The following is a 22,951-nucleotide window of genomic DNA, read 5'->3' as shown; positions in this document are numbered from 1 at the left end:
GGAAATGCAATGACTCTATTCAAGTGGTTTGCCGCAGGCGCGGCTCTGATCAGCGTCGCCGGGGGCGTTCCCGCCGCAGCGAAGGTGGATGTGATCCAGTCGTCCTCCCCCGCGCTCGCCCAGGGCTCTACCTTCGCCTGGGCCTCCATGCGCGCCATCGGATTGGGTGTCCCCGACCCCGCCATCGCCAACGAGATCACGGCCGACCGGCTGCGCTCAATCACCGAGACCGCCCTGACATCGAAGGGCTATCGGCAGATCGACAATCCCTACGAGGCCGACCTGGTCGTCGCCTACACGATCGTGATGCAGCCCGAGACGGACGGAAAATTGACGTCTGACCGGGCGGGCTGCAGTGCTCCGTTCTGCGCTGCACCCAGCAATTACAGCCTCGACATGAACCACTATACCCAGGGCACGCTGGTGCTCGATTTGATCGAGCGCGAGACCGGGCGCCTGGTCTGGCGCGCCACTTCAAAGAAGCGCGTCACCGGCAAGGATGCGTCGGAGAAGAAACTGACCGCGCTGCTGCGCGAGATGACCAAATCGCTGCCCACAAAAAAATCGGTCAGCAACGTGCCTGGCAATGAGTCGGGCCGCCCGCCGGCCGCCAGCTCGCTGCGCTAAAAGGATCGCTGCAGATGTCCAGGGCCGATGAAAAACGGCAGCAATTTGTCACGGCCGCGGCCGAGCTGTTTGAGGAGCGGGGGTTCGACGGGACCTCCATGACGACGATTGTGCAACGAACGGGCGGATCGATGGGCACGCTCTACGGCTATTTCCGCTGCAAAAAGGAACTGCTTCGGGCGGTGCTCGATTTCGATCTGACCGATTGGGTCGACCGGCTTGGCGACGAGTTGCTCGAGAGTGAAAACCTCCGGGATGGTCTGATAGGGCTCGGCATTGCCTATCTGACCCGAAGGATGAGCGGCTCGCACGTATCCCACCTCCGCCTCGGCGCTGCGCAATCAACCCGCTCGACGATCGGCCAGGACTTCTATCGAACGCTTTTACGACCGGCCTGGCAGCGGCTTGCCGATCGATTCGAGCGGTTGATGGATGATGGAAAGCTTCTTCGCGCCGACCCGTGGATGGCGGCCATCCAGTGGAAAGCGCTCAGCGAATGCGACATGTTCGAGCGTCGATTGCTGGGCGATCTGGCAGAGCCCGCTGCCGCGCAGATAGAAGGGGCAGCGACAAGCGCTGCGGACGCCTTTCTGAAAATCTACGAAAAACCTGCAGATCGCAGGCTGCCGTGGTCATGAGCGGGGCATCCCGTTCGGCGGAGGTCGGACATCCTCGTGGCATCGCCCATCGCTTCCGACATCCGCTTCGGCAGTTCGGGGATCGCCGCACCTCCGGCGATGCCCAGATTCAGAGTAAGTTGACGATGCGCGTATTGCTGCTGACCTCAATCATCGTGACAATGATGTCGGGCCTTTTTTCCGTCCTGCAGGCCGCTACCGGCGATGCGCTGAGCGCGATCGTGCTCGAAATCGTCCTGCTGATCACCCTTGCCGGCTGGTTGGCGGCGCCGCTGGCTGCAAGCCGGCGATTTTAGCAAATTGGGAGATATCGAACCGCCCAAAGAATACGCACATCCCAAGAGGATGCGAAAAATCGCGACCGCGCTCTTCGCGACCCGCCGTCATTGCGCATTCAGGGGGGCGCACCCAAAAGGCCTGCACTGACAGTCGGCGCCATTCGCTCAGCCCAGCGCCAAGCGCCGCCGCTACGCAGCCAGTTGATCGGCCTTCAGCATGAAGATGACATTCGTCATCCGCACCGCCTTTTGCTCAGCCATGTCATACGGCAGGCCAAGTCCGGCGAGAAGCATGGTCAGCATCTCCTGTGTCACCGGTACCACCATCGCTTCCTGCTCCAGCTCGAGCAGCCGCGCGACAAGCGCCTGTGTGACCGCGCCGGTGAGACTGATCGCGGCCTCGATCGTGGTGAACCGGAACAGCCCCCCTTCCCGGCCTTCCTCGAGATCTGCGATGAGATCGGCGTTGAGCGGTTCCTCTTCTTCAAAGCTGATCACATGGAACTGCGCAAAAAAGCGCGCATGCAGCGGATCGACGATCGCCATCCGCGCATGAATCGCAACGCCCTGGGCAAGTCGGTCGACAGGGCTTTCTACGCCTGCATTGGTGCGCGCCACGACCTTTTCGAAAATCCGGCGTGATTCAATGCGCAATTCGGCAAGAAACGCCTCGCGATCCATGAAGTGATTGTAGAACGTTTGTTTGGAGATGCCGGCGAGGTTTGTGATCTCGTCGACGCCGAAAGGACCAGCTCCCTGCTGCCCGAGCAGTTCGAAGCCGGCCCGCACAAGGCGTTCGCGCGTCTTGATCCAGCGTTTGTCCTTGATGGTCACGCTTTGAATGGTTCGTCCTCCGCCCCCAGGTTTCGCCAGCCGACGCCCTCTCCGGCGCGGCTCAGCCGAGCGTTCATAGCATAGCTGTCCATCAAGAGTCGGCAATCTGTGCTGCACGCTTGCCTGAGCGGGCTCATTCGGATATTTATTAGACTAATTGGCAAATAAAAAGCGAGCCGTTTGACGGTAACGCCGTGCCGATGGGCCAAAGTGCGGCCCAAGGTTGCAAGAGGAGGGAGACGCTTGTGGAGGTAAGATACGCTATAGCTGTAGGTTTTTTCGCCAGCACATGTTTGCTGACCCCCGCGCATGCACAGGTCGCCGGAGGGGGCGACGTGACGGCGCCCGAGGAACACCAAATGGACTCGGAGGACATCATCGTCACGGCGCGCAAGCGCGGCGAGTCGGTGCAGCAAATCCCGATCGCCATCGATGTCGTGAGCGACAAGACGCTCGCCGCTACGGGCGCCGGATCGCTGCTCCAACTCGAATCGGTCGCCCCAGGGCTCAATCTTGCCAAGGGACCGTCCGGCGCCGAGGTCGGCGTCACGGTGCGCGGACTGGGCTCGGCGCCAGGTGCCCCCTCGTTCGACAGCTCGGTCAGCCTGTTCGTGGACGGCATCTACGCACCGCGCTCGCGCGAGTTCGCAGCATCAGTATTCGACGTGGAGCGCATCGAGGTCATCAAGGGCACGCAGGCCGCGCTGCTCGGCAAGAATACGAGCCTCGGCGCGATCAACGTGCTCACGCGCAAGCCCGGCGACACGCTCGCGGCCGACCTGCGGGGCTCGTACGAATTCGAATTCGGTTCGACCCAGCTTGCCGGCGGCGTCGATCTGCCGCTTGCAGATGGCCTCGCTTTGCGCGTCTCCGGGCAGCGGATCGACGATAATGGCTGGGTTCGCGACACGGTGGCAGGCAGGAAGGCGCCGCGCAATCGGGACGATGCGGTTCGCGCGGTCATGACGTGGGCGCCTTGGGCGGGCGTCGATGTCACGCTGGTCGCGCAGCACGATGAAGCGAAGCAACGAGGCAACCTGGTCGAATTCGCGACGCTCAACCCGGCGGCAGAGCTGCTCGCCGCGCTTGCGGGCGCGCCCGGTTCGCTCGACGACCGCCTCGACTTTGTCAACGCCACCAGCCTGATGGATCCGGGCACCGAGCAATTCGAGCGGATCAAGGTCGATCGCTTCTCGGGGACGGTCAATCTCGATCTCGGCGGCGGCACGCTCACCTCGGTCACGGGCTATTCGCGCTACACCGATGACAACCAGTCCGACGTCGACTTCCTGCCTGGCGCCTGGGCGATCCGTGGCGTGGACGAGACCTCGAAGCAATTCTCGCAGGAGCTGCGCTACGTCTCGCCGACCGGCGGCACGATCGATTACGTCGTCGGCGCGCTCTATCTCAACAACACGCTGGACAGCACGTCGACCCTGACCGCCAACTATCCTTTCGGCCCCGCGCCCGGGGTCAATGTCGCGGGCAGCTTGCGCAACGACTTCGAGCAGAAAACCAACACCTTCTCGGCATTTGGTCAGATGACAGTGCATGCGACCGACGCACTGCGTCTGATCGGCGGGCTTCGCTACACGCATGAAAAGAAGTCCGTCGATCTGGGGCGTGAGGTGCTGGTGCCGGGGCTCTACAGTCTGGTGATCTTTCCGCCCTATGCGCCGTTTCGGTTGTCGCGGCCCGACGATCCGGTCGATTATTCGGTTGGCATCCAATATGATCTGAGCCCCGACATCACGACCTATGTCTCGTACGGCAAGGGCACCAAGACCGGCGGTTTTGCCTCGTCGACGACGTTTCTCGATCAGTCCGAATACGACCGCGAGACGGCGCGGACGCTCGAGGGTGGCATCAAAGCGCAGGACGCGGGGCGTCGCTGGTTGCTCAACCTGTCCGTTTTCGACACCAGGGTGGAAGACTTCCAGGTTGTCACCTTCAACGGCACAAGCTTCAACATCTTCAATACCGACTTGCGCAGCACCGGCGTCGAACTTGAAGCGAGCTGGCGGCCGGTGGAACCACTCAGGCTGTACGTCAACAATACCTATGCCGACGCGCGCGACCGCCGCACCGACGCCCGGATCCCGCTCGCGCCTAAATGGAGCGGTTCGGGCGGCTTTTCGCTCCGTCTGCCAGCGTCCAGGGAAGTCGATGTCCTCGCCGATGGCTCGATCGACTACCGCTCGAGCCGCACCTATCAGCAGGAACCGGACGCGGCCGTAATCGGCAATCCGTTCACGAGCTTGAACCTCAGCCTTGCCGCCGCAGACAGCAACGAGCGCTGGGAAGTGCGGCTGATCGGGCGCAATCTGAGCAACAAAAAGGGCGTCGCCTTTGCTTTCCCGACCCCAATCATCGCGACACAATCGGTGATGTCGGAGCGAAGCCGCACAATCGCGCTGCAGCTTTCCGTCAAGATGTGATGGACATGGGGCAGGCCATCACCTGCCCCATGTCGGCATCCGGCATCTCGGGCCCGGGCGCAAACTCGCCTCCGGGCCCGCTTCCTGTCAGGCGGCGACCAAGGCCTGAGGAGCCATCAGCGCCAACCAGGCAGCGGCGAGCGCGGCGGCACTGCCGGTGCCGAAAATATAGCGATCCGGTCGGACTAGCACCGCCTCTGCTGCGTGTGCGACCAAGACGCGCTCGAGCGTATCGCGGAACGGCGCGATCTGTGGATCGTCGAGCGATACCGTGACCAGCGCGTCGACCGGCGCGACCGGCGTTCGCGCGATCAGCCATGCGCCGGAACCGAGCACATCGTCCAGCTTCAGCTCGCAATCCTCACCCGCGCAGGGCTGTGCGAAATATTGCCCAGCGCCGGAGGCGCCTTCGATAACGAGGCCGCGCTCGATCGGTGGATAGTTGAATGTGCCGTCGGGCGACTGGCCGGCCGCGCGTGCAGCGAGCATCTGGCGGTCGCGTTCGGCAGCGGCCACGGGATCGGTGGTGCAGACGGTGCGGCCCATCATGATCGCCATGTCAATCGTCGCCCGCACATTGGGCTCGCGCTCGGGCTGGTAGCTGTCGAGCAACCAGTCGGGCGCGCCGTCACGCACGATCGCGGCGAGTTTCCAGGCAAGGTTCGCGCCGTCCCGCAACCCCGAGCACAGTCCCTGACCGGCAAATGGCGGCGTCTGATGCGCGGCATCGCCGATGAGCAGGACGGGTCCCTTGCGCCACGCGCGCGCGACGCGGGCGCGGAAAGTGTAGACCGCCGTGCGTTCGAGCGAGACGGCGCCGTCCACGTTCCACGGTTCGAGCAGACGGGCGATCGACTTATCCTTCGACATTTCCTCTGCCGTCTCGCCGGGCTTGATCATGAACTCCCACCGATGGCGGCCTTCGCCCATCAGCGAACAGGTCGTCGGGCGGGCGGGGTCGCAAACCTGCATGATGAATTTGGGCAGCCGGTCAAAGTCATGGACGATCGCGTCCACCACCAGCCATTGCTCCTCAAAGCCAAGATCATCGAACTCAATTTCATAGGCCTTGCGGACAGTGCTGCGCGCGCCATCGGCGCCGACCAGATAGCGCGCATGAACCTCGCGGATGCCATCGGGCGTCGCGCAGTCCACCACCACCCCGGCTTCGGTATCGCGAAAGCTGGTCGCTTCCCATCGCGCGCGGAGCGCATTCGGATCGAGCTTCACCAATGCTTCGCGCAGATGCATCTCGATCGAGGGCTGGTGGATCATGTTGCCGGTTGGCCAGCCGCCCGGCGAAATGCGCTCACCGCTCGCGAAGCTCAGCAGCACCTCGCCCTTCGCATTGATGAAATCATAGCGCTCGCCGCGGCGGCTGGTGCGCATGGCCTGCTGCGCGACACCAACCTCTTGCAGGACCCGCATGCCTTCATGGTCAATGTGCGCGGCACGGGGCAGCGGATGAATTTCCGCGTTCCTCTCGGCAACGATCACCGACACGCCGCGCTGCGCCAGCAGCACGGCCAGGGTAACACCCACTGGTCCACCGCCGACGATGACAATGTCGCACTTCAATGCGCCGCCCATCGCCTCAATCCTCCGCGGCCATTGTGCCGGTAATCGTGCCGAGTTGCTCGACCTCGCAGCGCACCACGTCGCCTGGCGCAAGGAAGCGCCGCGGATCCATCGCCGCGCCGATGCCGCCGGGCGTGCCCGTGAAGATGACGTCGCCCGGCTCGAGCGTCATCCCGACGCTTAAGTGCTCGATCTGCTGCCACAGGTTGAAGACAAGCTGCCTGGTGTTTGACGACTGCCGCAACTCGTCATTCACCCAGCACTTGATGGCGAGCGCATGGGGATCGGCGATCTCATCGGCCGTCGTCAGCCAGGGACCCATCGGCGCATGGGTGTCGAAGCTCTTGCCCAGCGACCATTGCGGCGTGGAGTGCTGCCACAGGCGCTCGGTCACATCGTTCCCGACGCAATAGCCAAAAACATGCTCATGCGCCCGGTCGGCAGGGATATGCTTGCCGGTCTTGCCGATCACCGCGACCATCTCGACCTCATAGTCGGCCGTAGCGGTGCCCTTGGCGATCAGGATCGGATCGAACGGGCCGTTGACCGATGTCTGCGCCTTGGTGAACCAGACCTGCCGCTCGGGCGTGCCCATTTTCGATTCCTCGATATGGTCGGCATAGTTCAGACCGATCGCAAAGATCTTGCCCGGACGCAGCACTGGCGCGCAAAGCTTCACCGACGCGAGCGGCACACCGCCGCCGGACGCTGCCTTTTCATCAAGGGCGGGTTTCACCTCGTCCCAGCGCGCGATCAGGTCGATCATCGTGCCGTCAATGCCGGTGTCGACGAGCGATTCACCGATCACGATCCCGGTCCGGGCGACGCCGTTGGCAAGATAGGTGGCAAGTTTCATGCGGATTGTACCTTCGAGTTGCGCCGGAACAGCCGGCGGATGCGCAGATTGAGGGCGGTCACAAAGGCGATCAGGCCGGGGCTGGGCGCGATCTTGCCTTGGAACATCGGGTTGGGGGCGCCCCACTGGACGGCCAGCAGGTCCTGCATCGTCATCTTGTTGGGCGGAAGGTCGGCGGTCAGAAGATCGCCATCGGTCCAGTGCTCAAGCTCATGGCCCCAGGGATCCAGCCAATAGTCGAAGATCTGGCTGCCCATGATGTGGCGCCCGACGCCCCAGGCAGCGGTGCGCTTCTTCGCCTTGAGATGCTGGTGACCAAGCATCAGGTCGTCAAAATTGGCGACCTCGAAGGCGGCGTGGAGGAAACCCGCCTTCTGAGGCAGCTGGGCGAGGAACAGCGTGTGGTGATCGGCCGGACGGTCGCCGAGGTCGCAACGCATGAACGCGCCGAGCGCGACATTGGGCGCCGCCTCGATTTCATCCGAGGTCAAAAATCCGAACCTCGCCTTGTACCAGGCTTCCGAGGTGCGGAAGTCGGAAACATTGAGGACGCAGTGGCCGATCCTATGAACATGCGCGGGACTCGCGGTGAGGCGGACCAGCTTTCTGAATCGCTCCTGTCGCGTCGCCGAGTTCCGCGGCTGTTCGGGAAACGGCGATGGGATGTCCAGGCGCGCCTGCCCGGCAACGACTTCGACGAGGAAGCCGTCCGGATCGCGCAGCCGGACGACCTTGCCGCCGCCTGGGGCATCAAGATCCTCTATCCTAGCGCCTTCCGCAGCAGCGAGCACATCGAGGTCGGACGTGTCGCGGGCCCGCAGCCCGAGTCCAAGGAATGCAGGTTTTCCCTTCTCGGTGACATGGACGAAGGGACGTCCGTCGGTGCCGCGGGCATAAAGCCGCCCGTCGAATTTGGCACTGGCGAGGCCGAAATCGTCGAGGAAGGCGCGCATTTCAGAAAGATCGGGCGCCGCGAAACGCACATGCGCGATGTCCTCGATCCGAATCAGGCTCATTGCTCTCCACTCCCAGCGATTGAGATGCGCCGTGCTTGACGTGACTGTTCGATAAGAGTTATTGGACGCATAGTCAATTAGAGAGGTCAAGCGGCGCCACGCGAGAAGCGCTCTTTTCGTCGCAACGCCCGTCGCTGGCATTGCGGTGCCCAGGCCGCTCGATCGCCCCTCGTTCGATGCGGTCGGTGACGTAGGGTAGAGGAACAGGTGCCCGGTCGAGGCGCCAAGGACAGAAACGATTCTGGAGAGCGTGTGAGATGCCGAAGTCGATAAGCGCATTCGAAGGGATGGATATCCGAAGCCTGCTCGATTCTGCCGCCGATGACCGGGGCGAGCACCCCTTCCTTATCTGGGAACCCTTTGCAGGTGAGGGTCGGCAATGGACTTATTCCGCGTTTTTCGAGCGCGTGCGCCGTTTCGCTGCGGGTATCGTGGCGCGTGGCGTGAAGGCCGGTGATCGTATCCTGATCCATCTCGACAATTGCCCCGAGGGCCTGATCGCATGGCTCGGCTGCGCCTATGCCGGCGTGGTTCCCGTTACTACCAACGCCCGATCGACCGAGGACGAACTCGCCTATTTCGCGCAGCATAGCGGTGCAGTGGCGGCGATCACCCAGCCCTGTTTTGCCGATATCGTGCTCGCTGCCACGCCCAATGTAGCGTGGCGCGTGGTCACCGAGACCGACAATGGCGAACCCGCAGCAGTGCCCAAACAGGGCTTTTCAGCATTCGGTATTTTCGATGCCTCCCCCGAAGCTCTGCCTGAGCGGCCAATGGACCCCTGGGCGCCGTTCGGGATCCAGTACACGTCCGGGACGACGGCGCGCCCCAAGGCAGTGCTCTGGACCCATGCCAATGCGCTCTGGGGCGCGATGGCGTGCGCGCGGCACGAAGATCTGCGCGCCGAGGACGTGCACCTCGTCTTCCTCCCGCTGTTTCACACCAATGCGCAGGTCTATTCGGTGCTGGCGTCGCTGTGGGTGGGGGCCACAATCGTGCTGATGCCGCGCTTTTCCGCCTCGCGCTTCTGGCCCGTTTCAGTCAAGCATCGCGCGACCTGGACTTCGCTCGTCCCCTTCTGCCTCAAAGCACTGATGGACCAGCCGGTGCCCGAGCAGCACAGCTATCGACTGTGGGGCAATGCGGTCTGCGAGCCGCCGACCGACCACCATTTCCGGGTCAGGACGATTGGATGGTGGGGCATGACCGAGACCATTGCGCACGGAATCGTCGGCCCCGTGCATCGTCGCAACGCGCCGATGTCACTCGGTCGGCCGGCGCCCGGATATGACGTGTATGTGCTCGACGACGAGGACAAGCCTGTTCGCGCCGGCGAAGTCGGAAATCTCTACATCGGAGGCGAGCGCGGCGTATCCCTGTTCCTCGAATATGCCGGCGATCCCGAGGCGACGCAGGCGGCGTTCCGCCCCGACGGCCTGTTCATCACGGGCGACCGCGTCCTGCTCGGCGGGGATGGCTTCCTCTATTTCGCCGATCGGTCGAAGGACATGCTCAAGGTCGGCGGCGAGAATGTCGCGGCATCGGAAATCGAGCAAGTGATCGCAACGGTCCCGGGCGTTGCCGAAGTTGCGGTCGTCGCGATGCCCGATCCGATGCTTGATGAAGTGCCCGCCGCGTTCGTAATCCCGACCGCTGAGGGTGGCGCGGATCTGGCGGAGCGGATCGTCGAGGTGTGCTCGGCGAAACTGGCGCGCTTCAAACAGCCGAAGCTCATCAGGATCGTCGAGACCCTGCCGCGGTCGACGCTCGAGAAGGTCGCCAAGTCCGAGTTGCGCGTGTCCGTCGTCAGAACATTCGGCACAACTCGCGGCGTAGATTAGCGGAGTGCGGGCCTCGTCTGGGGGTTGATGTTAGGCGGCCAGCTTGCGGTGTTGCAAGCGCCGATGCTCGATGGTCTGTCGTTTGATCCTTTCACGCTGTTTGATGATGGCCGGCGCCCTGCCGAAGTAGGCATCGGCGGGTGTCACGTTGTTCAGGCTCTCGTGGTAGCGCTGGTGATTGTAGCGCTCGATGAAGGCCTCGATCTGAGCCTCGAGGTCACCGGGCAAGAAGTAGTTTTCCAGCAGGATGCGGTTCTTCAGGGTCTGATGCCAGCGCTCGATCTTGCCTTGGGTCTGCGGGTGCATCGGGGCACCGCGCACGTGGCTCATCTTGTTGGCCTCGATGTATTCCGCCAGTTCGCCGGCGACATAGCTGGGGCCGTTGTCGCTGAGCAGCCGGGGCTTGTGCAGCACCGTGGCGCTGTCGCAGCCTGAGGCGGCAAGGGCTAAATCCAGCGTGTCGGTCACATCCTCGGCCCGCATGTTGGTGCACAACTTCCAGGCGATGATGTAGCGCGAGAAGTCGTCGAGGACGGTCGACAGATACATCCAGCCCCACCCGATGATCTTGAAGTAGGTGAAGTCGGTCTGCCACATCTCGTTTGGCCGGGTGGTCTTGGTGTGGAACGCATCGGCCGCTTTCACCACGACGTATGCCGGGCTGGTGATCAGGTCGTGTGCTTTCAGCAGGCGGTAAACCGTCGCCTCAGACACAAAGTATTGGCGTTCATCGGTAAATCGAACGGCCAGTTCGCGTGGGCTGAGTTCGGATTGCTCCAGCGCCATCTCAACGACCTGATCCTGCACCTCGCCGGTGGTTGCAGCACGGGCAGTATCACCGGCCAGGCGGCGCTTGCCGGCTTCCATGAACTCCTTGGACCAGGTGTAATACAGGCTCTGGGCAATGCCTTCCTTGCGGCACAGCTCGGCGATGCTGTCCTCACCGCGTAGCCCATCGAGAACGATCCGAATCTTGTCCTCGGCCGAGAAATGGCGCCGGGTTGCTCGGCGGATGTCCTTCACCACCCGCTCAGCAGGGGCTTTCTTGGGAGCGGATTTTTTCAAGGAGGGTTGGGTCTTCATCTTCGTTCCTTCGTCACTACGACGAAGACCCAACCCTCCTTAAATCACAACCTCAAATCTGTGCCATTGGTGCTGACGGGGAACAGCCGAGGTAGCATTCCTTGGTTTTGTCGTAGCGGGTGGCGATCCTCCGCCAGTTCTTGAGCTTGCTGAACAAGCGCTCGACGAGATGGTTCGACGCAGACCGGCGCCACCACTGATCCATCGGATCGCGCGCACCTGCCCATGGCGACGCTGCGGTGCTGCGCCGTAGTACCGGCCGAGCATCCGATTTTGCCGTTGCAAAGGCTGGCTGGGCGACCGAAAGAGGGGCATGAAAACATGGCGATCCTTCGTTGCTGCTGGCCTCGTTTCCTTCCTTGCGTTGGGAAATACGGGCTGGGCGCAATCCTCCCCTGCCGAACTGTACGGCGATCTGTTCCAACGCGTTCAGCTTGAAAAGCTGTTCCCCGACGGCAAGACCTTCGTCGACGCCATGCCGCGATCGGACCCTGCCGTGATCATGGCGGCCTATCGCCAGCAGTCGCCCCAGGGCAAGGATGCGCTCAAGGCTTTCGTGCTACGCCACTTCCGGGTGCCGGGCGTCAACGATCATGGCGCATCCAGCCTGCGCGCCCATGTGCGGACCTTGTGGCCCACCTTGGTCCGCCAGCCGGTCGAGCGGCAGGCGGGCAGTTCCGCATTGCCGCTACCCGCGCCCTTCGTCGTGCCGGGCGGACGGTTTCGCGAAATCTATTATTGGGACAGCTATTTCACCATGCTGGGCCTGGCAGTCGATGGTCAACAGCCGCTGATCGAAAGCATGTTGGTGGATTTCACCTCCACCATCGAGATTTACGGCCACATCCCTAACGGGATGCGCAGCTATTATCTCAGCCGGTCGCAGCCGCCCTTCTACGCGCTGATGCTGAATTTGTCGAAGGACGACAGCGCCGACACCGCCACCCGTCAATTGGCGGCGCTACGGGCCGAACATGCTTATTGGATGAAGGGCGCGTCCTGCGTGCAGCCAAGCGGCGCGTGCGAACGGGTCGTGCGGATGCCCGACGGCACCCTGATCAACCGCTATTGGGACGACAAGGATACGCCCCGCGACGAATCCTACGCTGAGGATGTGGCGACCGCGTCGGAGACAAAGGGCGACAAGGCGATCACCTATCGCCATCTGCGTGCAGGCGCGGAAAGCGGCTGGGACTTCACCTCGCGCTGGTTCGGTGACGGGCGGACGATCGCGACGATCCACACGACCGACATCGTGCCGGTGGACCTCAACAGCCTGATGCTGGCAATGGAACAGGGGATCGAGGTGCGTTGCCGCAAGGCAGGCGACAGCGCCTGCGCCACCGAATTTGCAGGGCTGGCGCGCAAGCGCAAGGCGGCGATCGACCGCTATTTGTGGGTCGGCAAGGAGGGCCGCTATGCCGACTGGGACAGCAAGGCGAAGAAGCCGACCGCCATCCTCTCCGCCGCGACTCTCTATCCGCTGTTCGTCGGCGCGGCCTCGCCCGCGCAGGCCAGCGCCGTGGCGACCACCGTCCGCGCCAAACTGCTGGGCAGTGGCGGCCTGCGCACCACGCCCAACCAGACCGGCCAGCAATGGGATACGCCCAATGGCTGGGCGCCGCTGCAATGGGTGGCGATCGACGGGCTGGCGCGCAACGGACAGGCGGCGCTGGCGCGCGACATTGCCGGGCGCTGGATCGGCACGGTCGCGGCGGCCTATGCCGAAACCGGCAAGATGTTGGAAAAATATGATGTGGAAGAACGCAAGCCCGGTGGTGGCGGCGAATATCCGCTTCAGGACGGGTTCGGATGGACCAATGGCGTGACCAGCGCGCTGCTGGAACGATACCCCGACATTACGGCCGAACTGGAAAAGGCGGAATAAACAAAAAGGGGCCGGGCGATTGGATCGCCCGGCCCCTTTCTTTTGCTCACATAATTAGAAGCTGTACGCTGCGCTGAAGCGGAACGACCGGCCCAGGATCGGACGGGCCAGGATCGTGCCCGCACCCTGCGATCCGATGATGCGCGGATTGCCTTCGGTCAGGCCCAGCTCGTCGGTAAGGTTGTTGCCCGTCACCGCCAGCTTCAGCCGCTGGTTGACGTCCACCGACACGCCCGCGTCCAGCTGATAGTAATTGGGCAGCAGCTGTGCGTTCTCCGGGTCGGAGAAGCGGTCGCCCGTATATTGCAGCGTGGCGAAGATGGACGGACGGAAATCGCCCACGGTCAGCTCGTAGCTGGGCGTCACGCGCCACATCCACTTGGGCTGACGCTGCACGCGGTTACCGGTGTTGTCGATGGTGCCGTTACCGCTGAAGAAGCCGCGATAGGTGCCATCCAGATAGGTGCCCGCCGCCGCGATGCTGAAACCCGCGAACGGACGGATCACGCCTTCCAGCTCGACGCCGGTCGCCTTGGCACCGCCGACAGATTCATTGGGCACGCCGTTGATGATCTGCGTCGTTGCCAGACCGTCGAACTTGTTGTGGAACAACGTCGCATAGAGGTTCAGCATCGGGGTCGAAACCTTCAGCCCGCCTTCATAGGTGTCGACCTTAGATATGATGGTCAGCCCTTCGCGCAGATTGTCGAACTGCGGGAAGCTGTTGCCACGGCTGTACCGGGCAAAGACGCCGATCTGGCTGGTGAAGTCGTAATTGGCGCCCGCCGTCCACGACCAGCGCGACGCGCCATAGTCGATACGGCCTGCACCGCCCAGCTGCACGGTCCGGTCGTAAAGGGTGGCGGCGCTGCCATCCTGATCGAAGGCCGCGCCGGATGTGGCGACATCGCCCACGGCTTCGTGACGTTGCCAGCGCACGCCGCCATCGACACGTAGCTGGTCGGTGATCTGGAGTTCGTCCACCGCGTAGAAGGCGATGTCGCGCCCTTCATAACGGCCGTTCACCAGGAAGCTGGCGCCGGAGGTGAAGCCGTCGCGGGTCGCGACCCGGCCATCGCCCAGCGTCAGGTTTAGGCGACGGGCATTGGGTTCGGCCGTCAGTAATACGTCATTGCCCAGCGCCCAATTGTCGCGGGTGGTATAGTTGGCAAGGTAGAAGCCGCCGGTCAGCTTGTTGCCGCCGGCCTTGAACTCCAGCGCCATGTCGTTGACGAAAGCGTCGATCCGCTTGCGCACGTCCCAGATGCCAGCGCGCATGACCTGCGTGCCGGCCGCTGCCGAGCCGCCGCCCGATGCGTAGGTCAGGCTGCCCACGGTCGAACCCGCGCCGCCCAGCGTCGTCGCCATGGACGCCGCACTCATCGGTGCGTCGGTGGGAACCAGGCCGATGGTGTTGGCCGTTCCCCACATATAGCTGGTGCGTTCGCGGATGCTCAGGCCGTCGACCAGTTCATAGTCGAAGCTCAGGCCCAAATTGCCCAGCTTCGCGCCGCGACCATCGGCCAGATCGACCGTGCGACCGGCATTGTTGGTGGTGACGCGCGTATCGCGACCGGCCAGTGCGCCGGTGCCATGGTCGAAATTGGCGAACTGGCTGATCTTACTGCCGTCCTGATTGACGGGGATAGGCAGCAGCCACTGGCCATGATCGTTAAGATAACGACCGTAGATCAGCAGCGAACCGCGGCCGCCGAAATCATGGCGGATGTTCGCGGTGATCTGGCCACCCTTTTCGGCGCGGAACTGCGGATCACGGATGCCGTTGCCCTGCGCGTAATAGCCGCCGACCATGAAGGTCGTGTCTTCGCTGATCGGACCGGAAATCCAGGCATCGGCGCGGATTTCATCATAATCGGTGTAGGACAATTTGGCGAAGCCCTTGAGCGTCTGGCCGCCTTCGCGCTGTTGCACATTGACGGTCAGGCCCGGCTGACCGTTCGAAAAGAGCGAACCGGTGCCGCCGCGCACGGCCTCCACACGATCGACCGTTTCGTCGAGGCGGATCAGCTGCGAATTTTCGAGGAAGGACAGGGTCGAAGGCGGGAAGAAAGGCACGCCGCCCAATTGGAAGGTCACGAACTGCGCATCGCCGCCCGACGGATAGCCGCGCACGAAAATGTTAGCGCCGTTCTGGCCGCCGGAGCTTTCGGCGCTGACGCCCGGAATGGTGCGCAGCAGGTCGGCCGTGCTGTTGGGCGCGGCGCGAGCGATGGCGTCACTGGACAGGCTGGTGACCGCGAAGGCCGCGTCCTGTCGGCGGGTGCCGCCGCCTGCGGTGCCGACGACGACGATGTCGGCCTGACTGTCATCGGCAGCCACTTCGGGCGCGTCCTGCGTGGCAGGGGCAGTCTGGGCCATCGCGCTGCCGGCGAGCAGGGCGAAGGGGGCTGCGCTAGCGAGAAGCAGCCTGGACGCGGATGAACGGACAGTATGCATTATGATATTCCTCCTGAGCTTCCGGCATTCTAAAAGGAGCCGGATCGCAATCATGTTTGGGAAGCTGCCTTGAACGACATCTTCCACCACCCGTGACCGAATGCGGGCGCAACGGCGCCCTGATCGCTTAATCGCGCGCTCGCAAGAAAGTTTCTCACCTGTTGCAATTCGGTAATTCAGTGTGGCATTGGCGCACCACAGCACTGGGGTCTTTGTGACGGGTGCGAGCCTTCCGGCGAGGATCATCTCGGATGCGAGGATGGTCAGTAGTCATGCTATTCATCTGAATCTAAAGTTCGCCACATAAAGTGCGTTCTGCGGTCTGGCAGAAGCGCTTGACCGAGGCGAGGATTTCGTCCGCTGACTTGGTCCATCGATACGGTTTTGGGTTCTCGTTGTGGTGTTCGATAAAAGTGCGGATGTCCCGCTCCAGTTCACCGGTGGAGGTATGAACGCCGCGCCGCAATTGCTTGCGAGTAAGTTCTGCAAACCAGCGCTCGACTTGGTTGATCCAGGAAGCCGAAGTCGGTATGAAATGTACATGGTAGTGGGGTCGGCGGGCGAGCCATGCTCTGACCAGCGCGGTTTTGTGTGTCGCGTAATTGTCCATGATGATGTGGACGTCGAGATCGGGCGGCACCTGCGCGTCGATCTGCTTGAGGAAGTCGAGAATCTCTGCGGCGCGATGCCGCTGATCCTCGTCGATGGGCTCGCCAGGCCTCCCCGGGCCACTCTTTGACATGATGCGTCAGCGATACCTCGCTCTTTCGACCCTTTGTTGTCATTGAGAGGCCGATTCTTCACCTCGAAGTCCGGTCGGTCCGCTTTCGGGTGGCGAGCTTCATCGCTGATCGCGCTTTACAGCCCGAGATGACTCAATCCCGGATGATCGTCGGGACGGCGCCCTTGCGTCCAGTGTAACTTACGCTCCGCGGCGCTGATCGGCGTATCGTTGATGCAGGCGAGCCGCCGCTGCATCAGGCCGCTCTCGTCAAACTCCCAATTCTCGTTGCCATAGGAGCGGAACCAGTTGCCACTGTCGTCATGCCATTCATAGGCGAAGCGCACCGCGATGCGGTTGTCGCGAAAGGCCCATAATTCTTTGATCAGCCGATAATCCAGCTCCCGCTGCCATTTGCGCGTGAGGAAAGCGATGATCGCAGATCGCCGATGAATTCGGCCCGGTTCCGCCACTGGCTGAGCGGCGTATAGGCCATGGCGACCTGGCCGGATCGCGGCTGTTCCAGCCATCCTCGGCCAGACGTACCTTTTCGGTCGCACTGTCCAGGGTGAAGGGCGGCAAGGGCGGTCTCAGATTTCCCATCATGCATCTCCCAATTTGGCAAGGCGATCCTGTAGTGCCCTGTTCTCGGCTTCCAGCTGCGCCAGCCGTTCATGCAGCGGCCGGACCGCCTGTTCGATCTCGCGCTCGGTGAAGCGCGGGGTGATATGCTGCGGGCAGTTCCAGTCGAACGCTTCCAGCCGCAGCCGAAAGATGCGCTCGGCCCGCGCCTTGTAATCCTTGTCTATGACAAGATCGGTGAGCGCCGGATCGGCATCCATCGCCAGCTTCTCGACATGGACATAGATTTTCAGTCGGGCGCGCCGGGGATAATCCATCAGGATCAGGCAGGCCCTGTCGTTCGCGGCCAGGTTACCGGTGCTGATATATTGGCGGTTGCCGCGATAATCGGCAAAGGCCAGCGTCCGATCGTCGACCAGCTTGAGCAAGCCGGCCGGACCGCCGCGATGCTGGACATAGGGCCAGCCATCCTCAGACACGGTGGCCATGTAGAAACTGTCACGCGCCGCCAGGAAATGGGCTTCATTGTCGGTGAAGCGGTCAAAGGCGCGATTGCCGCTGAACGCCGCCCAATGGGCGTCCGCGCCCATCTCCGCCTGCGCAGCGCGCACGCTCGGCGTCGTCGCGATATCCAGAAAACCGTAGGACATGGTCCGTCTCCCAACATCCGTCAGTTGCGGGGCCATGCATGACCATGGCCCCGCCGGGGTTCAGCGCGCCGCGACCTTGCGATCGAGGAAGTCGCGGATCAGCGGCGCCATTTCATCGAGCTTGTCTTCCAGGGCGAAATGGCCGGTGTCGAGAATATGAATCTCCGCGTCGGGCAGGTCACGCTTGTAGGGATGTGCGCCGGGTTCGGGGAAGATCTTGTCATTCTTGCCCCAGAGGATCAGCGTCGGCGGCTTGCGTTCGCGGAAGAAGCTCTGGAAGGCGGGATAGAGCGGCACATTGGTGCGATAATCGTAGAACAGGTCGAGCTGGATATCCTTGTTGCCCGGCCGGTCGAGCAAGGACTGGTCCTGCACCCAATTGTCGGGGCTGATCCGCGACAGGTCGCGCACGCCATCGGTATATTGGAACCTGGTGGCGTCGAGGCCGACGAGCCAGGCCTGCGCTTCGCGATCCTTGGCCGACCCGCTCTGCCAATAGGTCTTGATCGGATCCCAGAAGGCACCCAGTCCTTCCTCATAGGCATTGCCATTCTGGACAATGAGGCCACTGACCCGCTCGGGATGTTTGAGGGCGAGGCGGTAGCCGACCGGGGCGCCATAATCCATGACATACATGGCGTAGCGCTGGGCGCCGATCTTGCCCATCAGCGTGTCGACCATATCGGCATAATGGGCGAAGCTATAGCTGAACTGGCGATGGTCGGGTGCGTCGCTCTGGCCAAAGCCCGGATAGTCCGGCGCGATCACATGATAGCGGTCGGCCAGCAGCGGGATCAGGTTGCGGAACATGTGCGACGATGTCGGAAAGCCATGGAGCAGCAGAACCACCGGGCCATCGGCGGGGCCGGCTTCGCGGTAGAACATCTTCACGCCATCGATCGTCGCGGTGCGATAATGGACCGTGGCGGCCGCAGCCTGCGTAGCAACGCTGCTCGCGGGCGCGGCGACCGCGTCGGCCGAAGCAGCGATGCCGACGGTGGCCAGCAGCATCGAAATGACCAGTTTCTTCATCATGTCCTCCACCCTGTTGGGGTCGCTGAGCAAGGGCTTCAGCTTCTGGAGACAGAGATAATCCTTGTCCTCATTCCTGATAATTCGAGAAAACTGAAAGTCATTATTCCTTTCGCCGGAATAATTATCAGCCTGGCTGGAACAGCGGATTGGCCCGCAACCGGTCGACCGCCAGATCGACGAAGCTGCGCACCTTGGCGGCCGCCCGCCGCCCTTCGGCGTGGATGACATGGATCGGCAGCGGTTTTTCCATATGATCGTCCAGTATCGTGACCAGCCGCCCGGCCGCCAGTGCGGGCTCGACCTGATAAGATAGCACGCGGGTCAGCCCCCAGCCCTGCTCGGCAGCGGCGATCGCCGCTTCATTGGTATTGCAGAAAAGTTGGGGGTGGACGGTGACGCTGCTCCGGCCCTCCGGCCCGAAATGCCATTCGGGAGAGGCCCATGCCCCGGTCGGGCCGATGATGCGATGATGGACAAGATCGGCCGGGGTCCGGGGCATGACATGCTGCTCGAAATAGGCCGGCGCGCCACAGATGACCCGCCGCACCGTCCCGACCCGAATGGCGCTCAAGCCCGAATCCGGCAGATGACCGATCCGGATGGCGACATCGATGCCCTCCTCGACGATGTTGACCAGGCGGTCGACGAACAGGCTGCGCCCGGTCACCGCCGGAAAACGGTCCAGATAGTCGAGCAGGATCGGCAGCACGTACATCTGGCCGAAGATCACCGATCCGGTGACGATCAGCGTGCCGGTAGGATTGCCATGGGCGCCTGCAGCCGCTGCGTCCGCATCCGCCATGTCGGCCAATATGCGGCGGCAATCGTCGAGATAGCCACGGCCCGCCTCGGTCAGCTTCACCGATCGCGTCGTCCGGGTCAGCAACCGCACGCCGATCTCGTCCTCCAGCGCTGAGATCGCCCGCGTAACTGCCGGCGGGCTCAGATGTAACTGCCGCGCGGCCTCGGCAAAGCCGCCGGTTTCCGCCACGCGGACGAATATCTTCATGGCTTGCCAGCGGTCCAAAACATTCTCCGGATTTAGATTTGCGACCGAGATGTGCGCGGGATGTCATGGGCAGGTCAATCCGCGCATGTGAATGGCTCGGATCAATACATCGTCTATCTCGACCCTTTACGGCCGTTCAGCGCCAAAAATTTGCAGACGAGGAGCAGACGGTCCGCTGACATCGGCGTTGGGGCTAGACAGGTACCAACCTAATCGGATCATTGATGTCTTTCGTGCGTTGGAGCACCTGAATTGGTCGATGGAGCGGTTGTGACCCAAGAGAGCGACAAGGCAGATCTCGGCGTAGCCGGGCTGGACGAAATTACTGCAGGGGGTCTTGCCAGAGGTCGGCTGTTTCTGTTGGAAGGGAGCCCAGGCACTGGCAAGACGACGATAGCCACTCAGTTCCTGCTTGCCGGAGCCGCTGCGGGCGAGCGGTCACTTTATATCACCTTGTCCGAAACAGAAGACGAATTTCGCGCCGGTGCCAACTCCCACGGATGGTCGCTGGGCGGAGTCGATATATTTGAGCTGGTTCCCCCCGAGAGCCTGTTGGATGAGCAGCAGCAACAAAGCTTGCTCTATTCCTCCGACCTGGAACTTGGCGAAACCACCAGGCGCATTTTTGAAGCCTTCGAACGACTTAAGCCGCAGCGCGTGGTGCTCGACAGCCTTTCCGAGATCCGACTCCTGGCTCAATCATCCTTGCGGTATCGTCGACAAATCCTCGCGCTGAAGCACTATTTCTCGCGCAGCAAAGCGACCGTGCTGATGCTTGACGATCTGTCTAGCGAAGCGAATGATCGGACCATGCACAGCGTCGCTCACGGTGTTTTGCGCCTTGAAGAGCTTTCACCTGAATATGGCGCAGAACGTCGACGCTTGCGCGTCGTCAAATATCGGGGACAAAAATATCGGGGCGGCCATCATGATTTCATCATCAGTACGGGAGGAGTTCGCGTCTTCCCGCGTTTGATCTCCGCCGAGCACCGCACGCCCTTCGAGCGCGAGGTACTGAAAACCGAATCCGCGGAGCTAAATGCTTTGTTGGGCGGGGGCGTCGAGCGCGGCTCAAGCGTGTTGATCCTTGGTCCATCCGGCACCGGCAAGTCGCTCTACGCACTTTCCTTCATCATGGGCGCGGTACGCCGGGGCGAACGGGCCGCCATGTTCGTGTTCGACGAGGAATTGGGGTTGCTGTTCGAACGGGCTTTGGGACTGGGGATCGATCTACAGGCCCTATCCGATAGTGAGCAGTTGATTATCGAACAGGTGGATGCCGCCGAACTGACGCCGGGGGAGCTGTCCGAACGGGTGCGGCAATGCGTCGAGGAAAACGGCGCCCGCACCGTGGTGATCGACAGCCTGAATGGTTACCAAGCGGCGATGCCGGGCGAACAGGCGCTGATATTGCACATGCACGAGCTGCTCCAATATCTGAACCGTCGCGGCGCATCGACTTTCCTCACCGTGGCACAACACGGCCTTGTCGGAGACATGAAGGCCCCGGTCGACGTGACCTATCTGGCCGATACAGTCATTTTGCTGCGCTACTTCGAAGCACGTGGGCGGGTTCGCCGCGCCGTGTCGGTGATAAAAAAGCGGACCAGCGCGCACGAGGATACGATCCGGGAATATCGGATCGGCTGCACTGGCATCAGCTTCGGTCCACCCTTGGTCAATTTTCAAGGCGTGCTGCGCGGCGTGCCTGAGCTGATCGACGAGGACGATCAACTGCTCGAAATGTCGAGGGAATGATAACGCACCTTTCGGAGCGCGCGTTGATCCTTGCACCGCAGGGCAGAGATGCCGCGGTTGCCTGTTCGATGCTGCAAGAGGCGGGACTTCAAGCCCATCCGTGCGGAAATTTGGGGGAACTCGTCCAGGAACTGGCGATCGGCTCCGGCTTTGCGTTGATCACGGAAGAAGCCCTGCGGGACACAGACCCGAGCGCACTCGTTAAATGGATCGCCAATCAGCCTGAATGGTCGGACTTTCCCTTCGTACTGTTGACGCAGCGGGGTGGCGGCTTGGAGCGGAATCCCGCCGCGGAGCGTCATTTGAACCTGCTGGGAAACGTCACATTCCTTGAGCGGCCTTTTCACCCCACTACCCTGGTGAGCCTTGCCCATTCCGCGCTGCGAGGACGGCGGCGGCAATATGACGCGCGCACCCGTCTGGAGGAGCTTAATCAACTTGCAACAGATCTGGAGCGGCGAGTTGAGGAACGGACGCATGCGCATGCAGCGGCGGTCGCTCAACTGCATGAAGCACAGAAGCTGGAGACGCTGGGCCAGTTAACCGGCGGCGTAGCGCACGATTTCAATAACCTTCTCACGCCGATCACCGGAACGCTGGATCTGCTGCAGCGGAAATATGGCGACAATGATCCTCGATCGGGAAAGCTGATCGGGAACGCATTGCTGGCTGCGGATCGGGCGAAGACACTCGTACAGCGCCTCCTCGGCTTTGCCAGACGTCAAACGCTGCAGACCCAGGCGATTGATCTAGCTGTCCTGCTTACGGGAATGCGCGATCTCGTCGCGAGCTCCATCGGACCTACGATCGAACTGGATGTGGCCCCGACGCCCAACCTGCCGGCTGGACTTGGTGACCCAAACCAGCTGGAGCTCGCGATCCTGAACCTGTGCGTCAATGCTCGCGACGCAATGCCGGACGGAGGGCGGTTAACCATAAAAGCCGAAGAAATCACGACGGATGTGCACCGGAGCGCGAAATTGGCGACGGGATCATATGTTCGCATTTCCGTAATTGATACCGGATGCGGGATGAGCGATGAGACGCTCGCCAAAGCGATAGAGCCGTTCTTTTCGACAAAGGAAATCGGTCGTGGCACCGGCCTGGGACTGTCCATGGTCCACGGACTGGCCGCCCAGCTTGGCGGCGCTTTCACGCTTTCGAGCGAGGTGGGACAAGGTACGCGCGCGGACCTCTATCTTCCGGTCGCCGAAAATGTTCAGCCGCTCGCTGTCCCCACGGCATCCGGCCCACCCCCCGCGGCCAGCGGCAGGCTGTCGGTGTTGCTTGTCGATGATGAAGACCTGGTGCGCCTCGGTACAGCGGAGATGATCAGGGATTTCGGGCACAGTGTAGCCGAAGCCAGCGGGGGAGCTGAAGCCCTTGCGATGATGGCAGAAGGACTTGAGATAGACGCGGTCATTACCGATTATAAAATGCCACGTATGGACGGAGCCGCACTCGCACAGAGGCTCAACGCTGCCTATCCCTCCATTCCGGTGCTAGTAATTACTGGCTATACAGGCATCACTGAGGATGTGCTCCATCTACCTTACCTCGCGAAGCCCTTCACGCAGTCCGAAATCATTCAGGCCTTGATCTCCTTGGTGGGCAGCAATCTGGGCGTATTTCAAGACACCAAGGTGTAAGCGACCCTTATGA

At 62.2% G+C, this 22,951-nt stretch carries 17 protein-coding genes and 2 pseudogenes; 8 read left to right on the top strand and 11 right to left on the bottom strand.

Features of this window, described 5'->3' with window-relative positions:
• Window positions 1-9 precede the first annotated feature (9 nt).
• Genes AC58EF_RS25130 through AC58EF_RS25120 form a run of 3 tightly spaced genes read left to right on the top strand, consistent with a single transcriptional unit; the run spans window position 10 to window position 1,561 of the window.
• On the top strand, window positions 10-627 hold the full coding sequence (locus AC58EF_RS25130) for a DUF4136 domain-containing protein (RefSeq protein ID WP_497279206.1): 618 nt from the start codon (window positions 10-12) through the stop codon (window positions 625-627).
• Window positions 628-641: 14 nt separating this feature from the next.
• On the top strand, window positions 642-1,265 hold the full coding sequence (locus tag AC58EF_RS25125; RefSeq protein WP_497279204.1) for a TetR/AcrR family transcriptional regulator: 624 nt from the start codon (window positions 642-644) through the stop codon (window positions 1,263-1,265).
• Window positions 1,262-1,561, top strand: coding sequence for a hypothetical protein (locus tag AC58EF_RS25120; RefSeq protein WP_497279203.1), 300 nt, complete (start codon window positions 1,262-1,264; stop codon window positions 1,559-1,561). Before AC58EF_RS25125 ends, AC58EF_RS25120 begins: the two co-directional genes overlap by 4 nt.
• 171 nt (window positions 1,562-1,732) lie before the next feature.
• Here the strand turns inward: AC58EF_RS25120 and AC58EF_RS25115 are convergent, their stop codons facing one another.
• A complete protein-coding gene (locus tag AC58EF_RS25115) occupies window positions 1,733-2,377 on the bottom strand; it encodes a TetR/AcrR family transcriptional regulator (RefSeq protein WP_497279201.1) in 645 nt (214 codons plus the stop codon).
• A 335-nt stretch (window positions 2,378-2,712) separates the two neighbouring features.
• Between AC58EF_RS25115 and AC58EF_RS25110 the strand changes: the two genes are divergently transcribed.
• Window positions 2,713-4,815: a TonB-dependent receptor gene (locus AC58EF_RS25110; RefSeq protein WP_497279200.1), complete on the top strand. Its 2,103-nt coding sequence runs from the start codon at window positions 2,713-2,715 to the stop codon at window positions 4,813-4,815.
• Between the two features lie 87 nt (window positions 4,816-4,902).
• Here AC58EF_RS25110 and AC58EF_RS25105 read toward each other — a convergent pair whose 3' ends face one another.
• From AC58EF_RS25105 to AC58EF_RS25095, 3 genes are read right to left on the bottom strand one after another with little or no spacing between them, the layout of a single operon-like run.
• Window positions 4,903-6,405 (bottom strand): bifunctional 3-(3-hydroxy-phenyl)propionate/3-hydroxycinnamic acid hydroxylase, encoded by a 1,503-nt coding sequence (locus AC58EF_RS25105; protein WP_497279198.1) that lies wholly within the window; start codon window positions 6,403-6,405, stop codon window positions 4,903-4,905.
• Window positions 6,406-6,409: 4 nt separating this feature from the next.
• Window positions 6,410-7,249: a fumarylacetoacetate hydrolase family protein gene (locus tag AC58EF_RS25100; RefSeq protein WP_497279197.1), complete on the bottom strand. Its 840-nt coding sequence runs from the start codon at window positions 7,247-7,249 to the stop codon at window positions 6,410-6,412.
• Window positions 7,246-8,406 carry a VOC family protein gene (locus AC58EF_RS25095; RefSeq protein WP_497279196.1) on the bottom strand — a complete coding sequence of 387 codons (1,161 nt, stop codon included), beginning with the start codon at window positions 8,404-8,406 and terminating at the stop codon, window positions 7,246-7,248. The genes AC58EF_RS25100 and AC58EF_RS25095 overlap by 4 nt, the downstream gene beginning before the upstream one ends.
• Window positions 8,407-8,552: 146 nt before the next feature.
• Between AC58EF_RS25095 and AC58EF_RS25090 the strand changes: the two genes are divergently transcribed.
• On the top strand, window positions 8,553-10,106 hold the full coding sequence (locus tag AC58EF_RS25090) for an AMP-binding protein (protein ID WP_497279194.1): 1,554 nt from the start codon (window positions 8,553-8,555) through the stop codon (window positions 10,104-10,106).
• A gap of 30 nt (window positions 10,107-10,136) precedes the next feature.
• Here AC58EF_RS25090 and AC58EF_RS25085 read toward each other — a convergent pair whose 3' ends face one another.
• Entirely contained in the window at window positions 10,137-11,189 is a 1,053-nt protein-coding gene (locus AC58EF_RS25085; RefSeq protein WP_497279193.1) for an IS3 family transposase, read from the bottom strand.
• A 313-nt stretch (window positions 11,190-11,502) separates the two neighbouring features.
• Here AC58EF_RS25085 and treA point away from each other — a divergent pair, with 313 nt between their 5' ends.
• Window positions 11,503-13,077 carry an alpha,alpha-trehalase TreA gene (treA, locus tag AC58EF_RS25080; RefSeq protein WP_497279192.1) on the top strand — a complete coding sequence of 525 codons (1,575 nt, stop codon included), beginning with the start codon at window positions 11,503-11,505 and terminating at the stop codon, window positions 13,075-13,077.
• Window positions 13,078-13,131: 54 nt separating this feature from the next.
• Here treA and AC58EF_RS25075 read toward each other — a convergent pair whose 3' ends face one another.
• From AC58EF_RS25075 to AC58EF_RS25050, 6 genes and pseudogenes are all read right to left on the bottom strand, one after another.
• Window positions 13,132-15,456 (bottom strand): TonB-dependent receptor, encoded by a 2,325-nt coding sequence (locus AC58EF_RS25075; protein ID WP_497279191.1) that lies wholly within the window; start codon window positions 15,454-15,456, stop codon window positions 13,132-13,134.
• A 367-nt stretch (window positions 15,457-15,823) separates the two neighbouring features.
• Window positions 15,824-16,228 (bottom strand): annotated as a pseudogene (locus tag AC58EF_RS25070) (transposase); the annotation flags it as partial.
• Window positions 16,229-16,392: 164 nt separating this feature from the next.
• Window positions 16,393-16,858, bottom strand: a pseudogene (locus AC58EF_RS25065) (nuclear transport factor 2 family protein).
• A complete protein-coding gene (locus AC58EF_RS25060) occupies window positions 16,858-17,487 on the bottom strand; it encodes a pyridoxamine 5'-phosphate oxidase family protein (protein ID WP_497279190.1) in 630 nt (209 codons plus the stop codon). Before AC58EF_RS25060 ends, AC58EF_RS25065 begins: the two are co-directional and overlap by 1 nt.
• A 60-nt stretch (window positions 17,488-17,547) precedes the next feature.
• On the bottom strand, window positions 17,548-18,519 hold the full coding sequence (locus AC58EF_RS25055; RefSeq protein ID WP_497279189.1) for an alpha/beta fold hydrolase: 972 nt from the start codon (window positions 18,517-18,519) through the stop codon (window positions 17,548-17,550).
• 127 nt (window positions 18,520-18,646) lie between these two features.
• Window positions 18,647-19,531 carry a LysR family transcriptional regulator gene (locus AC58EF_RS25050; RefSeq protein ID WP_497279188.1) on the bottom strand — a complete coding sequence of 295 codons (885 nt, stop codon included), beginning with the start codon at window positions 19,529-19,531 and terminating at the stop codon, window positions 18,647-18,649.
• A 270-nt stretch (window positions 19,532-19,801) separates the two neighbouring features.
• Here AC58EF_RS25050 and AC58EF_RS25045 point away from each other — a divergent pair, with 270 nt between their 5' ends.
• Both AC58EF_RS25045 and AC58EF_RS25040 read left to right on the top strand, forming a co-directional pair.
• Window positions 19,802-21,289 carry an ATPase domain-containing protein gene (locus AC58EF_RS25045; RefSeq protein WP_497279187.1) on the top strand — a complete coding sequence of 496 codons (1,488 nt, stop codon included), beginning with the start codon at window positions 19,802-19,804 and terminating at the stop codon, window positions 21,287-21,289.
• Between the two features lie 23 nt (window positions 21,290-21,312).
• Window positions 21,313-22,938: an ATP-binding protein gene (locus AC58EF_RS25040; protein WP_497279186.1), complete on the top strand. Its 1,626-nt coding sequence runs from the start codon at window positions 21,313-21,315 to the stop codon at window positions 22,936-22,938.
• Window positions 22,939-22,951 lie beyond the last annotated feature (13 nt).

Source organism: Sphingobium sp. WR1 (genome assembly GCF_059693745.1).
The sequence above is the reverse complement of the archived record's forward strand: the minus strand, read 5'-3'. Positions and strand labels throughout refer to the sequence as shown.

Excerpts from the sequence above, each read along its gene's own strand:
- AC58EF_RS25085 (WP_497279193.1), bottom strand. The coding sequence starts at position 11,189 with ATGAAGACCCAACCCTCCTTGAAAAAATCCGCTCCCAAGAAAGCCCCT.
- AC58EF_RS25125 (WP_497279204.1), top strand. The coding sequence starts at position 642 with ATGTCCAGGGCCGATGAAAAACGGCAGCAATTTGTCACGGCCGCGGCC.
- AC58EF_RS25055 (WP_497279189.1), bottom strand. The coding sequence starts at position 18,519 with ATGAAGAAACTGGTCATTTCGATGCTGCTGGCCACCGTCGGCATCGCT.
- AC58EF_RS25060 (WP_497279190.1), bottom strand. The coding sequence starts at position 17,487 with ATGTCCTACGGTTTTCTGGATATCGCGACGACGCCGAGCGTGCGCGCT.
- AC58EF_RS25130 (WP_497279206.1), top strand. The coding sequence starts at position 10 with ATGACTCTATTCAAGTGGTTTGCCGCAGGCGCGGCTCTGATCAGCGTC.
- AC58EF_RS25075 (WP_497279191.1), bottom strand. The coding sequence starts at position 15,456 with ATGGCCCAGACTGCCCCTGCCACGCAGGACGCGCCCGAAGTGGCTGCC.
- AC58EF_RS25100 (WP_497279197.1), bottom strand. The coding sequence starts at position 7,249 with ATGAAACTTGCCACCTATCTTGCCAACGGCGTCGCCCGGACCGGGATC.
- AC58EF_RS25090 (WP_497279194.1), top strand. The coding sequence starts at position 8,553 with ATGGATATCCGAAGCCTGCTCGATTCTGCCGCCGATGACCGGGGCGAG.
- AC58EF_RS25050 (WP_497279188.1), bottom strand. The coding sequence starts at position 19,531 with ATGAAGATATTCGTCCGCGTGGCGGAAACCGGCGGCTTTGCCGAGGCC.
- AC58EF_RS25105 (WP_497279198.1), bottom strand. The coding sequence starts at position 6,405 with ATGGGCGGCGCATTGAAGTGCGACATTGTCATCGTCGGCGGTGGACCA.
- AC58EF_RS25120 (WP_497279203.1), top strand. The coding sequence starts at position 1,262 with ATGAGCGGGGCATCCCGTTCGGCGGAGGTCGGACATCCTCGTGGCATC.
- AC58EF_RS25095 (WP_497279196.1), bottom strand. The coding sequence starts at position 8,406 with ATGCCAGCGACGGGCGTTGCGACGAAAAGAGCGCTTCTCGCGTGGCGC.
- treA (WP_497279192.1), top strand. The coding sequence starts at position 11,503 with ATGAAAACATGGCGATCCTTCGTTGCTGCTGGCCTCGTTTCCTTCCTT.